Source organism: Pseudoxanthomonas sp. SORGH_AS_0997 (assembly GCF_031453535.1).
GTDB classification, from domain to species: domain Bacteria; phylum Pseudomonadota; class Gammaproteobacteria; order Xanthomonadales; family Xanthomonadaceae; genus Pseudoxanthomonas_A; species Pseudoxanthomonas_A winnipegensis.
On record NZ_JAVIZI010000001.1, the window covers coordinates 3,964,799 to 3,977,959 of the forward strand.

General features: G+C 69.5%; 16 protein-coding genes and 1 pseudogene. 12 read left to right on the forward strand and 5 right to left on the reverse strand.

Annotated elements, in window-relative coordinates:
- Positions 1 to 127: 127 nt before the first annotated feature.
- The 4 genes from QE438_RS17240 (at position 128) to QE438_RS17255 (ending at position 2,819) form a co-directional block, all read left to right on the forward strand.
- Positions 128 to 547, forward strand: a complete 420-nt coding sequence (locus tag QE438_RS17240; protein ID WP_306993857.1) for a YciI family protein — start codon at positions 128 to 130, stop codon at positions 545 to 547.
- Between the two features lie 24 nt (positions 548 to 571).
- Positions 572 to 1,000, forward strand: a complete 429-nt coding sequence (locus QE438_RS17245; RefSeq protein ID WP_306993855.1) for a VOC family protein — start codon at positions 572 to 574, stop codon at positions 998 to 1,000.
- Between the two features lie 48 nt (positions 1,001 to 1,048).
- On the forward strand, positions 1,049 to 1,405 hold the full coding sequence (locus QE438_RS17250) for a DUF1428 domain-containing protein (RefSeq protein WP_306993853.1): 357 nt from the start codon (positions 1,049 to 1,051) through the stop codon (positions 1,403 to 1,405).
- Between the two features lie 151 nt (positions 1,406 to 1,556).
- Positions 1,557 to 2,819 carry a sigma-70 family RNA polymerase sigma factor gene (locus QE438_RS17255; protein WP_306993851.1) on the forward strand — a complete coding sequence of 421 codons (1,263 nt, stop codon included), beginning with the start codon at positions 1,557 to 1,559 and terminating at the stop codon, positions 2,817 to 2,819.
- Positions 2,820 to 2,926: 107 nt separating this feature from the next.
- Here the strand turns inward: QE438_RS17255 and QE438_RS17260 are convergent, their stop codons facing one another.
- Positions 2,927 to 3,406, reverse strand: coding sequence for an Lrp/AsnC family transcriptional regulator (locus QE438_RS17260; RefSeq protein ID WP_130515039.1), 480 nt, complete (start codon positions 3,404 to 3,406; stop codon positions 2,927 to 2,929).
- A gap of 115 nt (positions 3,407 to 3,521) precedes the next feature.
- Here QE438_RS17260 and QE438_RS17265 point away from each other — a divergent pair, with 115 nt between their 5' ends.
- The 4 genes and pseudogenes from QE438_RS17265 to QE438_RS17280 all read left to right on the forward strand — a co-directional run bounded on the left by QE438_RS17265 (position 3,522) and on the right by QE438_RS17280 (position 8,086).
- Positions 3,522 to 4,451 (forward strand): DMT family transporter, encoded by a 930-nt coding sequence (locus QE438_RS17265; RefSeq protein WP_306993848.1) that lies wholly within the window; start codon positions 3,522 to 3,524, stop codon positions 4,449 to 4,451.
- Between the two features lie 233 nt (positions 4,452 to 4,684).
- The gene (locus QE438_RS17270) at positions 4,685 to 5,614 is read left to right on the forward strand and encodes an ABC transporter ATP-binding protein (RefSeq protein ID WP_306993847.1); all 930 of its coding nucleotides are present in this window, start codon (positions 4,685 to 4,687) and stop codon (positions 5,612 to 5,614) included.
- Between the two features lie 8 nt (positions 5,615 to 5,622).
- A complete protein-coding gene (locus QE438_RS17275) occupies positions 5,623 to 6,384 on the forward strand; it encodes an ABC transporter permease (protein WP_130524203.1) in 762 nt (253 codons plus the stop codon).
- A 57-nt stretch (positions 6,385 to 6,441) separates the two neighbouring features.
- A pseudogene (locus QE438_RS17280) lies at positions 6,442 to 8,086 on the forward strand (Na+/H+ antiporter).
- Positions 8,087 to 8,327: 241 nt separating this feature from the next.
- On the opposite strand, the gene QE438_RS17285 reads toward QE438_RS17280, so the two are convergent.
- On the reverse strand, positions 8,328 to 8,573 hold the full coding sequence (locus tag QE438_RS17285; protein ID WP_130515047.1) for a DUF3297 family protein: 246 nt from the start codon (positions 8,571 to 8,573) through the stop codon (positions 8,328 to 8,330).
- Positions 8,574 to 8,679: 106 nt separating this feature from the next.
- Here QE438_RS17285 and QE438_RS17290 point away from each other — a divergent pair, with 106 nt between their 5' ends.
- Positions 8,680 to 9,210: a hypothetical protein gene (locus QE438_RS17290; protein ID WP_306993843.1), complete on the forward strand. Its 531-nt coding sequence runs from the start codon at positions 8,680 to 8,682 to the stop codon at positions 9,208 to 9,210.
- 140 nt (positions 9,211 to 9,350) lie between these two features.
- Here the strand turns inward: QE438_RS17290 and QE438_RS17295 are convergent, their stop codons facing one another.
- Positions 9,351 to 9,635, reverse strand: a complete 285-nt coding sequence (locus tag QE438_RS17295) for a DUF4031 domain-containing protein (protein ID WP_307184065.1) — start codon at positions 9,633 to 9,635, stop codon at positions 9,351 to 9,353.
- 101 nt (positions 9,636 to 9,736) lie between these two features.
- Here QE438_RS17295 and QE438_RS17300 point away from each other — a divergent pair, with 101 nt between their 5' ends.
- Complete coding sequence (locus tag QE438_RS17300; protein ID WP_306993841.1) at positions 9,737 to 10,141, forward strand: EF-hand domain-containing protein; 405 nt, start codon at positions 9,737 to 9,739, stop codon at positions 10,139 to 10,141.
- A 10-nt stretch (positions 10,142 to 10,151) separates the two neighbouring features.
- Here the strand turns inward: QE438_RS17300 and msrB are convergent, their stop codons facing one another.
- Positions 10,152 to 10,625, reverse strand: coding sequence for a peptide-methionine (R)-S-oxide reductase MsrB (msrB, locus tag QE438_RS17305; RefSeq protein ID WP_286576421.1), 474 nt, complete (start codon positions 10,623 to 10,625; stop codon positions 10,152 to 10,154).
- Positions 10,626 to 10,712: 87 nt separating this feature from the next.
- The gene (locus QE438_RS17310; RefSeq protein ID WP_130536054.1) at positions 10,713 to 11,279 is read right to left on the reverse strand and encodes a DUF3016 domain-containing protein; all 567 of its coding nucleotides are present in this window, start codon (positions 11,277 to 11,279) and stop codon (positions 10,713 to 10,715) included.
- 420 nt (positions 11,280 to 11,699) lie between these two features.
- Between QE438_RS17310 and QE438_RS17315 the strand changes: the two genes are divergently transcribed.
- Both QE438_RS17315 and QE438_RS17320 read left to right on the forward strand, forming a co-directional pair.
- Positions 11,700 to 12,107, forward strand: a complete 408-nt coding sequence (locus QE438_RS17315; RefSeq protein WP_130523815.1) for a DUF3224 domain-containing protein — start codon at positions 11,700 to 11,702, stop codon at positions 12,105 to 12,107.
- 88 nt (positions 12,108 to 12,195) lie between these two features.
- Positions 12,196 to 13,155: a Ku protein gene (locus QE438_RS17320; RefSeq protein WP_131658629.1), complete on the forward strand. Its 960-nt coding sequence runs from the start codon at positions 12,196 to 12,198 to the stop codon at positions 13,153 to 13,155.
- Positions 13,156 to 13,161: the final 6 nt, after the last annotated feature.

Here is a 13,161-nt window from a genome sequence, read left to right on the forward strand (position 1 = left end):
GCAGCGCTGGCCTGGCGGTAATCGCGAATTCTTTTCGCGCCGCGATGTCGATCCGGCACGCGCTGGTGCGTCGTTCCATCACAGCGCGGGCCTTGCGGCCTGCGTATCCACCGAGAGGAGCGATGCGATGAAAGTGATGGTGATCGTCAAGGCCGATGCGGATTCGGAAGCCGGGGTCATGCCCTCAACCGAGCTGCTCGCCGCCATGGGCCGCTACAACGAGGAGCTGGTCAACGCCGGGATCATGCTGGCCGGCGAGGGCCTGCATCCGTCCAGCCGCGGCGCGCGGGTGCGGTTCGACGGCAAGGCGCGCGAGGTGATCGACGGCCCGTTCGCGGCCAGTGGCGAGCTGATCTCCGGCTTCTGGCTGTGGCAGGTGCGCTCGCTGGACGAGGCCATCGAGTGGCTCAAGCGTGCGCCGTTCGACGGCGGGGCCGAGGTCGAGGTGCGTCCGCTGTTCGAGATGGAGGACTTCGGCCAGGCCATGACGCCGGAACTGCGCGAGCAGGAAGCCCGGCTGCGCGAATGCACCGCTGGACAGTCCTGATTCCCCCTCCCAAGGAGCAAGCCCATGAACGTAGCCCCGTACCTGTTCTTCAACGGCAACTGCCGCGATGCGATGCGCTTCTATGCCCAGACCCTGGGTGGCGCGGTGGTGGCGATGGCCACCGTCGGCGAGGCGCCGCCGGACGCCAGGATGCCCGGCATGCCCGACGAGGCGGTGATGCACGCGATGGTGATCGCCGGCGGCGTCACGCTGATGGCTTCCGACGCCTGCCCGCCGCAGGACTACACGCCGCCGCACGGCATGACCGTGAGCCTGCAGCTGGACGATGTGGCCCAGGCCGAACGCCTGTACGCGGCCCTGGCCGAAGGCGCGCAGATCCAGCTGCCGCTGGGGCCGACCTTCTGGTCGCCGGGCTTTGCCATGCTCACCGACCGCTTCGGCACGCCGTGGATGCTCAACGTGGTCGTCCCTGCACCGGGCTGTGAGGTCTGAGCCCGGTTCCAACCCGATACGTCCCAGTCCAATGCGAAGGAGACCGACATGGCCTATGTCGATGGTTTCGTGATCCCCGTTCCCACCGCCAGGCTGGTCGCCTACCGCGCGATGGCGCGGATGGGCAGCAAGGTCTGGATGGACCATGGCGCGCTGCAGTACGTCGAATGCATCGCCGACGACGTCAAACCCGGCAAGCACACCTCGTTCCCACAGGCGGTCAGGCTCAAGCCGGACGAGGTCGTGGTGTTCGCCTACATCGTGTTCAGATCGCGCGCGCATCGCGATCAGGTCAACAAGCGCGCGATGGACGATCCACGCCTCAAGCGGTGGGGTCCGGAGAATCTGCCCTTCGACGGCAAGCGCATGTTCTGGGGCGGCTTCAAGACGCTCGTGCAGCGCTAGGCGCGTGGCGGCGTCGCGGGCATGGCCGGGACGCGTAGGGGAGCGCCGCGGCGCGTCCCCGCATCGATGCGCGCGACGTCGCGCCAGGTCGGCGCATGCACCGCGCCGGCGCGGTTGCGCACGCCGCCGGCCGGTGGTCTGATCGCCGACCATGGCCGCCGACCTCCACCGCACCATCGACACGCTGTGGCGCATGGAAGCCTCCAAGGTGCTGGCGGTGCTGACGCGCATGCTGCGCGACATCGACCAGGCCGAGGAACTGGCGCAGGACGCGCTGGTTGCCGCGCTCGAGCACTGGCCGCGCGAAGGCCTGCCGGACAATCCGGCGGCCTGGTGGATGGCCACCGCCAAGCGCCGCGCCATCGATCGTCTGCGCCAGCGGCAACTGCACCAGCGCAAGCACGCCGATATCGCCTTCGAACTGGAGGGCCAGGTCGTGGCGGGGCCTGACAGCACCGCGCAGCTGGACGACGCCATCGGCGACGACCTGCTGCGGCTGATGTTCATCGCCTGCCATCCGGTGCTGCCGGCTGACTCGCGCGTGGTGTTGACCCTGCGCCTGCTCGGCGGGCTGAGCACCGCCGAGATCGCGCGCGCCTTCCTGCAGCCCGAGCCGACGGTGGCCCAGCGCATCGTGCGCGCCAAGCGCACGCTGGCCGCGCAGCAGGTGGCCTTCGAAGCGCCGGCGCGCGAGGACCTGCCCGAGCGTGTGGACGCGGTGCTGGACGTGCTCTACCTGATCTTCAACGAGGGCTATTCGGCCAGTGCGGGGGAGGACTGGATGCGGCCGGCGCTGTGCACCGAGGCGCTGCGCCTGGGGCGCGTGCTGGCCGGGCTGATGCCGCGCGCGCCGGAGGTCTTCGGCCTGCTGGCGCTGATGGAACTGCAGGCCTCGCGCACCGCCGCGCGCGCCCTGGCGGATGGCACGCCGGTGCTGCTGGAGGCGCAGGACCGCGCGCGCTGGGACCGGCTGCAGATCGCGCGCGGGCTGCAGGCGCTGGAGCGCGCCGTGCGGCTGGGCGGCGCTGACGCGCCGTACACGCTGCAGGCGGCGATCGCGGCCTGCCATGCGCGCGCGCTGCGCAGCCAGGACACCGACTGGCCGCGCATCGCCGCGCTGTATGCGCGCCTGGCGCAGGTCGCGCCGTCGCCGGTGATCGAGCTCAATCGTGCCGTCGCCCTGGGCCGCGCCGCCGGTGCGCAGGCTGGCCTGGCGCTGGCCGACACGCTCATCCACGAGGCCGCGCTGCGCGAGTACCCCGCGCTGCCGGCGGTGCGCGGCGATCTGCTCGAACGTCTCGGCCGCCTCGACGAGGCGCGCGCCTGCTTCGAGCAGGCCGCCGCACTGACCCGCAACGCGCGCGAGGCCGAGCAGATGCGCGCCCGCGCCGCGGCCTGTGTGCCGTCGGCCTGAGCCAACGGCCGTTCGGGCCGTGGTGGAACGATCGCGGCGCGGCACAAGATCCAATGGCGGGTGCGTGCGGAGCGTTGGGCTTCGCCGAAGCGGCTCCTGCCTTTCGCTCAGTCTGCTTCGACCAGCGGCGGCAGCCGCCGCGGCACGGGGGTGGATTTCACGATCGCGGTACTGGTTTCCGCGCGCTCGGTGACCTTGGCCAGGATGCCGTCCAGATGCTGGATCGTGCGCAGGTAGAGCCGGCAGATGAAGCAGTCGTCGCCGGTCACCTTGTCGCATTCGACGAACTCGGGAATGCGCTGCAGCAGCTCCTCCACCAGGTGCAGCTGACCCGGTAGCGGCTTGACCCGCACGATCGCCTGCAAGGTGTAGCCCAGCGCGCGCGGATCGAGTTCGACCGCGAACCCGGCGATCACGCCTTGGTGCTGAAGCCGGCGTACCCGCTCGGCGGTGGCCGGCGCCGACAGGCCGATCTGACGGGCCAGTTCGCTGTTCGGCATGCGCGCGTCCTGGGCCAGTGCCGCGAGGATCGCGCGATCGATGGCGTCCAGCGTGGCGACGCTGGGGGTTGGAAGGTGCTTTGCCATAATGGCCTTTATTCCGAAAGAAGAATCAAGTTCTGGCGTAATTTTTAGCATGTATTCGAGGCGATTGGGTTCCTAGAATTTCAGCCGTCCGAACGCTTGATAGGAACTCCCGGCAATGGCCTCCAACGAAATTCGCCGTGGCGCGGCCGAGATGGTCGTGGCCATGCTCATGTCCGGCACGATCGGCTGGCTGGTCGTGTCCTCGCAGCAGTCGCCGACCAATGTGGTGTTCTTCCGCTGCCTGTTCGGCGCCGCCACCCTGATCATCGTCTGCGCCGCGCTGGGCCTGTTGCGGCGCAAGGCGTTCTCGCCGCGGATGCTGGCGCTGGTCCTGTTCGGCGGGCTGGCGATCGTGGGCAACTGGCTGCTGCTGTTCGCGGCCTACGGGCGCGCCTCGATCTCGATGGCCACCGCGGTCTACAACACGCAGCCGTTCATGCTCGTCGGCATCGGTGCGATCGTGTTCCGCGAGCGCATCAGCGCCTCGACCCTGGCGTGGCTGGCGCTGGCGTTCGTCGGACTGGTAGGCGTGGTGCGCGTGCCGCCCGCCGTCCTCGCGGTGCCGGGCGAGTATCTGCACGGGATCGCGCTGGCGCTCGGTGCCGCCTTCCTCTACGCGGTGTCCTCGATCGTCACCAAGCATCTGAAAGGTACGCCGCCGCACCTGCTCGCGCTGCTGCAGCTGGGCGTCGGCATCGTGCTACTGGCACCGTTCGCGCAGTTCGATGCCTTGCCTTCCAGCCCACGCCAGTGGCTCGATCTGGTCGTGCTCGGAGTGGTGAATACCGGGGTGATGTACGTGCTGCTGTACGGCGCCATCCAGAAGCTGCCCGTCGCGATGACCGGCGCGCTGTCGTTCGTCTATCCGGTGGTGGCGATCGCGGTCGACCGGATCGCGTTCGGCCAGTCGCTGGCCTGGACGCAGGTGCTCGGGGCGCTGCTGATCCTGCTGGCGGCGGCTGGGGTGAACTTCGGCTGGCGCCTGCTGCCGCAGCGGCGCAATGCGCACCTGGCCCCAGGCGAGCCCGGCGCCAGCGAACGCTAGCCAGCGCTCGCCACGACGAGGAGGTACGCCGTCGCGTTCAAGCGCACACGCGTCGACCCGCTGCCGCGCGCCCTTGATGGCACCCGCGTCGAACGCAAGAGGCCCCTCGCCAACCCGACGCACGGACACAGCGTCGCGCCGGCCTGCATTGCCCGATCACGAGGCTTGCCGCAGGCTACGCCGCCGCCCGCACGCGCGGCGCGTCGTTCCATCCATGAAACACAGGAGCCACCATGACCTCGGCCATCTCGGTTAAGGGGCTGACCAAGACCTATGACGGCGGCTTCCAGGCGCTCAAGGGCGTCGACCTGGAGATCCGCAAGGGCGAGATCTTCGCGCTGCTCGGCCCCAACGGCGCCGGCAAGACCACGCTGATCAGCATCCTGTGCGGCATCGTCCGCCCGGGCGAGGGCACGGTGCAGATCGAGGGCCACGATGTGGTGCGCGACTACCGCACCGTGCGCAAGCTGGTCGGGCTGGTGCCGCAGGAACTGGCGACCGAGGCCTTCGAGACCGTCTGGGCCGCGGTGCGCTTCTCGCGCGGGCTGTTCGGCAAGCCGGCCGACCCGGCGCTGCTGGAGCGCGTGCTGCGCGATCTGTCGCTGTGGGACAAGCGCGATGCCAAGATCATGGCGCTGTCCGGCGGCATGAAGCGCCGCGTGCTGATCGCCAAGGCCCTGGCGCACGAGCCGCGCGTGCTGTTCCTCGACGAGCCCACCGCCGGCGTGGACGTCGAGCTGCGCCACGACATGTGGGAACTGGTGCGCGCCCTGCGCGATCGCGGCACCACGGTGGTGCTGACCACGCATTACATCGAGGAGGCCGAGGAGATGGCCGACCGCATCGGCGTGATCACCGGCGGCCGGCTGGTGTTGGTGGAGGACAAGGCCACGCTGATGCACAAGCTCGGCAAGAAGCAGCTGGCCCTGACCCTGCAGCAGCCGCTGGAGGCCGTGCCGGCCGCCCTGGCCGACCTGCCGCTGGAGCTGCATGCCGGCGGCACCCAGCTGGTCTACACCTTCGACGTGCAGGCCGAGGAGACCGGCATCGCTGCGCTGCTCAAGCGCCTGGGCGAGCAGGGCATCGACTTCAAGGACCTGCATTCCTCGCAGTCCTCGCTGGAGGAGATCTTCGTCAACCTGGTGCGGGAGGCGCGCGCATGAATCTTGGCCTGAACTGGCATGCGGTGCTGGCGATCTACCGCTTCGAGATGGCGCGCACCTTCCGCACCATCACCCAGTCGATCGCCTCGCCGGTGCTGTCGACCTCGCTGTACTTCGTGGTGTTCGGCGCGGCGATCGGCTCGCGCATGGGGTCGGTGGAAGGCGTGAGCTACGGCGCCTTCATCATCCCGGGTCTGATCATGTTGTCGCTGCTCAACGAGAGCATCTCCAACGCCTCCTTCGGCATCTACATGCCCAAGTGGTCCGGGACGATCTACGAACTGCTCTCCGCGCCGGTCTCGTTCGTGGAGGTGGTGCTGGGCTACGTGGGCGCGGCGGCGAGCAAGTCGCTGATGCTGGGTCTGCTGATCCTGGTGACCGCGCGGCTGTTCGTGCCCTACGAGATCCAGCACCCGGTGTGGATGGTGGCCTTCCTGCTGCTGACGGCGCTGACCTTCTCGCTGTTCGGCTTCATCATCGGGCTGTGGGCCGACGACTTCCAGAAGCTGCAGGTGATCCCGCTGATGGTGGTCACCCCGCTGACATTCCTGGGCGGGGCGTTCTATTCGGTGTCGATGCTGCCGCCGGTGTGGCAGAAGATCACCCTGTTCAACCCGGTCGTGTACCTGATCAGCGGCTTCCGCTGGAGCTTCTTCGGCCTGGCCGACGTGGACGTCGGCGTCAGCCTGGCGGCGATCTGCGGCTTTCTGGTGCTGTGCCTGGTGGCGGTGTGGGCGATGTTCCGCACCGGCTGGAAGATCAAGACCTGACGCATCGCCCGGTCCGGATCAGCAGACAGTGCATGTCGGTCTGGTAAGTTCACCGTCATGCACTCGATCGAAATCGTCCTGGCCATGCTACTGGCCGTGGCCGCCAGTGGTTTCCTGGTCCGCGTCCTGCCGTTCTCGCTGCCGCTGCCGCTGGTGCAGATCGGGCTGGGCGCGGTCATTTCGATGTTCAACCACGGCGTGGAGCTGGACCCGGAGCTGTTCTTCCTGCTGTTCCTGCCGCCGCTGCTGTTCCTGGACGGCTGGCGCATCCCCAAGCAGGGGCTGTTCCCGCGACCGCACGGTGATCCTGGAGCTGGCCCTGGGCCTGGTGGTGTTCACCGTGGTCGGGGCGGGCTTCCTGATCCACTGGATGATCCCGGCGATGCCGGTGGCGGTGGCCTTCGCCCTGGCGGCCATCCTCTCGCCCACCGACCCGGTGGCGCTGTCGGCGATCTCCTCGCGCGTGCCCATCCCCAAGCGCCTGATGCACATCCTGGAAGGCGAATCGCTGCTCAACGACGCCTCGGGCCTGGTGTGCTTCCAGTTCGCCGTGGCCGCCGCGCTGACCGGCGCCTTCTCGCTGGCCGACGCCTCGCTGACCTTCCTGTGGGTGGCGCTGGCCGGCCTGGGCTGCGGCATCGGCGTGACCTGGGCGATCAACGTGCTGCAGCGCTGGATCATGCGCCACTTTGGCGAGGAGGCCGGCTCGTCGATCCTGGTCAGCCTGCTGACCCCGTTCGCCGCCTACGTGGTGGCCGAGGCGGTCAGCGCCTCGGGCATCCTGGCGGCGGTCTCGGCCGGCATCACCATGAGCTATGTCGAGCTGTCCGGCCGCGCCGCGGCCAGCGTGCGCATCCAGCGCACGGCGGTGTGGGACATGGTGCAGTTCACCCTCAACGGCATCGTCTTCACCCTGCTGGGCGAGCAGCTGCCGGGCATCGTGCGCAACGCCATCCGCAGCATCGACGAGACCGGCCACCTGCAGCCGTGGTGGCTGGCCATCTACGTGGCCGCCATCAGCCTGGGCCTGATCCTGCTGCGCCTGATCTGGGTGTGGGTGTCGCTGGGTCTGAACCTCCTGCGCGACCGCGCGCGCGGCGTGGAGCGGACCAGCCCCAACTGGCGGATCATCGTGGCGACCTCGCTGGCCGGCGTGCGCGGCGCCATCACCCTGGCCGGCGTGCTGACCCTGCCGCTGGCGATGGGCGACGGTTCGCCGTTCCCGGCGCGCGACCTGGCGATCTTCCTGGCCGCCGCGGTGATCCTGGTCTCGTTGCTGATCGCCTCGGTGGCGCTGCCGCCGCTGCTGAAGAACCTGCAGCTGCCCGAGGAGCAGGAAGACCAGCTGGAAGAGGACCTGGCGCGCAAGGCCGCCGCCCGCGCGGCGCTGGTGGCGGTGGAGAGCGAGCGCCAGCGGCTGGTGGCCTCGGCCGAGGCGGTCGAGGACCAGGAGCTCTACGGCGCCTGCGCCGAGCGCGTCAGCCAGCTCTACCAGCGTCACGTCGACCGCCTGGGCGGCGAGGCCGACATCGCCCCGGCCCAGGCGCGCCGGATCGAACAGGTCGAACGCCAGATGCGCCAGGCCGGCCTGCGCGCCGAGCGCGCCGAACTGTTCCGCCTGGCGCGCGAACGCAAGATCTCCGAAGAAGTCTCGCGCAAGCTCGTCCGCAACCTGGACCTGCTCGAAACCCGCCAGCGCTGAGCGCTATCGCCAGGTGGGAGCAAATCCCCCTCAAATCTTGCAGCCCCCTCCCTGTAGAGCGGAGCTTGCTCCGCTGGGGCCTTCTCCCACGAACCGAACGAAGGGCAGCGGAGTCCCCAAGAGGGGATTGCCACAAGCTCCGCTCTACAAGTGGGAGCCGCCATGGCGGCGAGGGGCTTTCTCGGGAAACCCTTGCTCTCATGGGCCTAAAGGCCCACAAGGGCCCATGGGAACGCGGCGATCAAGCCGCCTCGGTCTTGAAGTACGGCTCGACCTTGCCCTTGATCTTCAGCGTCATCGGCTGGCCGCGGCGATCCAGCGACTTGCCCACCTGCACGCGGATCCAGCCCTCGGACACGCTGTACTCCTCCACGTTGTCGCGCTCGACGCCGTTGAAGCGCACGCCGACGCCGCGGTCCAGCGCGGCCTGATCGTGGAAGCGGCTGGACGGATCGACGGCCAGGCGGTCGGGAGGGGTCTCGGACATGGTGGGACGGTCACTGCGGGCAACGAGGGCGCACAGGATAATGGCCGCCCCGGCCGCGCGCACCCCGTGCGAGGGCCGGCCCCTTTCCCGCACGCCGAGTTCCGCCATGCCCGACAACACCGCCGACTACGAAGACGACGCCGATCGTCTGGACCTGGACGAGGCCGACACGCCCGAGGCGCTGGCCTGGAACCTGCTGGTGCTGATCAATCCGGGCGACGAGGACACCGCCGTGCGCCAGTTCGACCTGCTGCGCGAGCGCCTGGCCGCCGGCGACGACCAGCCTTTGCCCTGGCTGCTGCGCGACATCGTGGACTGGACCTCGGGCTTCTTCGTCGGCCCGGACGACATCGACGCCACGATGGAGGCGCTCGACGAGCTGGCCGCGCGCTACGGCCTGCAGATCGAGTGGGGCGGCGACCGCGACGACGAGGACTTCATGGAGGGGCTGGACGTGCCGCAGCTGCTGTCCATCGCCTACGACAGCCTGCGCCCGCACGGCTACACGCTGTGGTGCTGGAACGCCGATGCCGACGGCTATGGCGGCTGGATGGCGCTGCGCCGCGACGACGAGGCCATGCGCGCGCTGAGCCAACTGCTGGGCTTCGACCTGCGCCTGGCCAGCGAGGCCGGCTGAGCGCGCGGCGCGGGAGCAGGCCGGATCTTCGCTTCGGCCGCGTAGGCGGGAGGCGGACGAACCCCATCCGGGCCGCTGATCGGCCTCGCGCCGCCCGAAGACGCCCTGGGGCGGCGACGGCCAGGGCCCGCCCAGCCCCGCTATGGCGCCAGCCCGCGTCCCTGCGCCTTGGCCCGCGCGATCACCGCGCGCACCTGGGCGCGGTCGCGGTGGCGCGAGATCGCCATCGCGCCCAGCGCCAGGGCCAGCGCGCGGGTGTCCGCGTCGATGTCGTAATGCGCGCCGCTGGTCTTGTCCTGGAAGCTGCGGCGCGGCATGCCCAGCCGCGCGGCGAAGGCGTGCAGTTCGTCCAGCGAGTCGGCCATCAGGTGCGCCCAGCGGCGCCCGCGCCAGGGCCAGACCGCATCGTCCACGTACACGCTCATGGGCACAGCATAGCCGGGCATGGGAATCGCCGGCGCCGGCTTGGCTGCGGCGGCGCGCGGCATGGCAGGATGGCGCCCTCGTCCTGCCTGGCGCGCCCGCGATGCCCCGTCTCCGTCCCGAACCGCTGCTCGGCCTGGTCCTGCTGGGCCTGTCCGCGCCCGTGCTGGCGCAGGTCTCGCAGGCGCGTTTCGAACAGCTCGACGCCGATCACGACGGCGTGGTGGACCTGGCGGAGTACGACGCCGGCGCCCGCGCCTCCTTCGCCGCCCTGGACCTGGACCACGACGGCTTCATCACCCTGGACGAGATGCGCGCCTCGATCGACCCCAACACCGGCGGCATCGGCCGCGAAGGCACGGCCCGCGCGCGGATCGAGGCGATGGACAAGAACTACGACAAGCTGATCAGCGAGGCCGAGTTTGTCGATTACGCCGAACAGGCCATGGCCCAGTACGACCGCGACGGCGACGGGCGCCTGACGCGGTGGGACTTCAGCTGGCGCTGATGCGCCGCGCTCAGGCGGCCTGCGCCAGCTGCGCCTCGGCGCCGCCGCGACGCAGCGGGTCGGGCAGCGGCTGACCGGCCTCGGTGAAGGCCAGCGAGACCGAATTGAGGCAGTGGCGCTCGTAGGTCGGCGGCGGCCCGTCGGGGAAGACATGGCCCAGGTGACTGCCGCAGCGCGCGCAGGTGATCTCGGTGCGGATCATCCCGTAGCTGGTGTCGCGGATGGTCTTGACGTGGGCCGGATCGAAGGGCTTGAAGAAGCTGGGCCAGCCGGTGCCGGAGTCGAACTTGGCGCTGGAGGCGAACAGCGGCAGCCCGCACAGCCGGCAGGTGTAGACGCCCTCGAGCTTGTTGTCCAGGAAGGCGCCGCAGAACGGCGCCTCGGTGCCGTGCTGGAGCAGGACATGTCGCTCCTCCTCGCTCAGCCCGGCGATCAGTTCGGCACGCTGGAGGGTGTCGGGGGGCGTCAGGTCGAAGTCGGACATGGCGGGGCCTGCGGTCTCAAGGAGAAGGCTGGAAGATGGCGGCGGTGCGTGCAGGGTTCAACTGTACCTGCCCACGCGCCGCGGCCTTCACGGCGCGCCGGCCGCGCGCGTGTCCGGGCCCAGCTCGCGTCGCGTCCACTGGTCGATCATGCGCTTCTCGTAACGCAGCGGATCGCTGTCCATCGGCCGGGCGCCCATCAGATACGACAGGTCCACCAGCTTGGCCTGACCCTGGTCGACGACCTTGCCGCTGGCGTCGTGCAGGGTGTAGTCGAAGCTCAGGCGCGGCGGATAGATGTCCTTGAGGAAGCGGATGTGATCGGCCGACGGCCCGTGCCAGGGCTCGTACTCGCCGGCGCGATGGATGTCGGTGATGCGCACATCCAGCGTCTGCCCGGGCGGCAGCTGCTTGGCGGCGGCCTGGCGCAGATAGCCGGCCAGGTCGGTGACCCAGGTGCCGCGCTGGGCTTCCCAGCGGTTGGGGCTGTTGCGGATGTCGGTGAACTGCGCCGGATCGGTCCAGGACACCGATACCGGTCCCTGCGCGGGCAGGGCGCGGGGCAGGTTCGGGTCGGTGACGTTGGACTGCGCGGCCAGCGCCGGCAGGCTGAGGGCGGCCAGCAGCACGCTGGCGAAGAGGGCAGAGCGCTTCATGACGGAACTCCCGCCTTGGGGGATGCGCCGATGCTACGCCCGTGCCCCTGAAGTTGCGCCGGCCGCCGGGGCTCGCGCGCGTCGCGTTTGGCCGGCGTTATGCCGCGCCTTCCGCGCTCGGTGGGAGCAACTGTCTCCCAGATCGAGTCGGAGCCTCCTTGTAGAGCGGAGCTTGCTCCGCTGCTCTTCGTTCGGTTCGCGGGAAAGGCCCCAGCGGAGCAAGCTCCGCTCCACGGGTGGGACCCTTGCGGCCTGTTTTGCCAATGGCGGCGATGTGGCGTTCCCGAAATTTCGGGCTTCCACCGGTAGAGCCCCATCGCCGCCATGGCGGCTCCCACCAGGCACTGAAGGGAAGACTGCGGCTTGGGCTAGACTCGGCGCCTTGCATCGATGTCATTCGCCTGCGCACGGGAGCCTGCCATGCATCACGCCACCGGGACCTTCGAGGTCAAGCTGCAGCCCCAGGGCGGGATCGGCCCCGAGGCGGACGATGGCAACAGCCTCTCGCGCCTGTCGCTGGACAAGCGCTTCAGCGGCGACCTGGTCGGCACCGGCGTCGGCGAGATGCTGGCCGCGCGCGCCGCGGTGCCGACCTCGGCCTCGTACGTGGCCATCGAGCGGGTCACCGGCACGCTGGACGGCAGGACCGGCAGCTTCGTGCTGGTGCATCGCGGCGTGATGCAGGGCGAGCGCCAGCAGCTGGAGGTGCAGGTCTCGCCCGGATCGGGCACCGGCGCGCTGGCCGGCATCACCGGCACGCTGGCCATCCGCATCGAGCACGGCCAGCACTTCTACGACCTGAGTTACGCGCTGCCCGACGCGGACTGAGTCGCCGCCGGCCCGTCACGATCCATCCACGGGCGCAGTTCGCACACTCGGGGGCCTTGCGGCGCCTGCCGCGTGCGAAGGACCCGTCATGGCCCGACCGATCTGGAGCGGCACCCTGACCTTCGGCCTGCTCAATGTGCCGGTGTCGCTGATGTCCGGCGAGCGCAAGGTCGATCTGCACTTCCGCATGCTCGATTCGCGCGACAAGTCGCCGATCCGCTTCGAGCGCGTCAACGCCGAGACCGGCGAGGAAGTGCCGTGGAAGGACATCGTCAAGGCCTTCGAATACGACAAGGGCAACTACGTCGTGGTCGAGCAGGAGGACATCAAGTCCGCCGCGCCGGAAGGCCATGAGTCGGTCGAGGTGGAGACCTTCGTCGACGCGGCCGACATCGACGTGCGTTATTACGAGAAGCCCTACATCCTGGTGCCCGGCAAGAAGGCCGAGAAGGGCTATGTGCTGCTGCGCGAGACCCTGCGCGACACCGGCCAGGCCGGCATCGCGCGGGTGGTGATCCGCACCCGCCAGTACCTGTGCGCGGTGCTGCCGCAGGGCGACGCGCTGGTGCTGATGCTGCTGCGCTATCCGCAGGAGCTGGTCGCCCCGGACGATTACAAGCTGCCCAGTGGCAACGCCGGGGACTACCGCGTCTCGCCCAAGGAAATGGAGATGGCGCGCAAGCTGATCCAGTCCATGAGCGGGGAGTGGAAACCGGACGAGTACCACGACGAGTTCCGCGAGCGCCTGCAGGCCATCATCGCCGAGCGCATCCAGGCCAAGGGCGCCACGGCGAAGGTCGATGAGCCGGCGCAGCACGAGCGCGAGGGCGATGCCACCAACGTGGTCGACTTCATGGCCCTGCTGCAGAAGTCGCTGGGCGAGAACAAGCGCACGCCGGCCAAGAAGACCGCCACCGACCAGGTCGCCAAGCGCCCGGCCAAGGCCACCAAGGCGGTGAAGAAGGCGGCCAAGAAGACCGCCAAGAAGGCTCCCGCCAAGTCGGCCAAGAAGCCGGCGAAGAAGGCACCGCTACGCAAGGCGGGCTAGGTGATC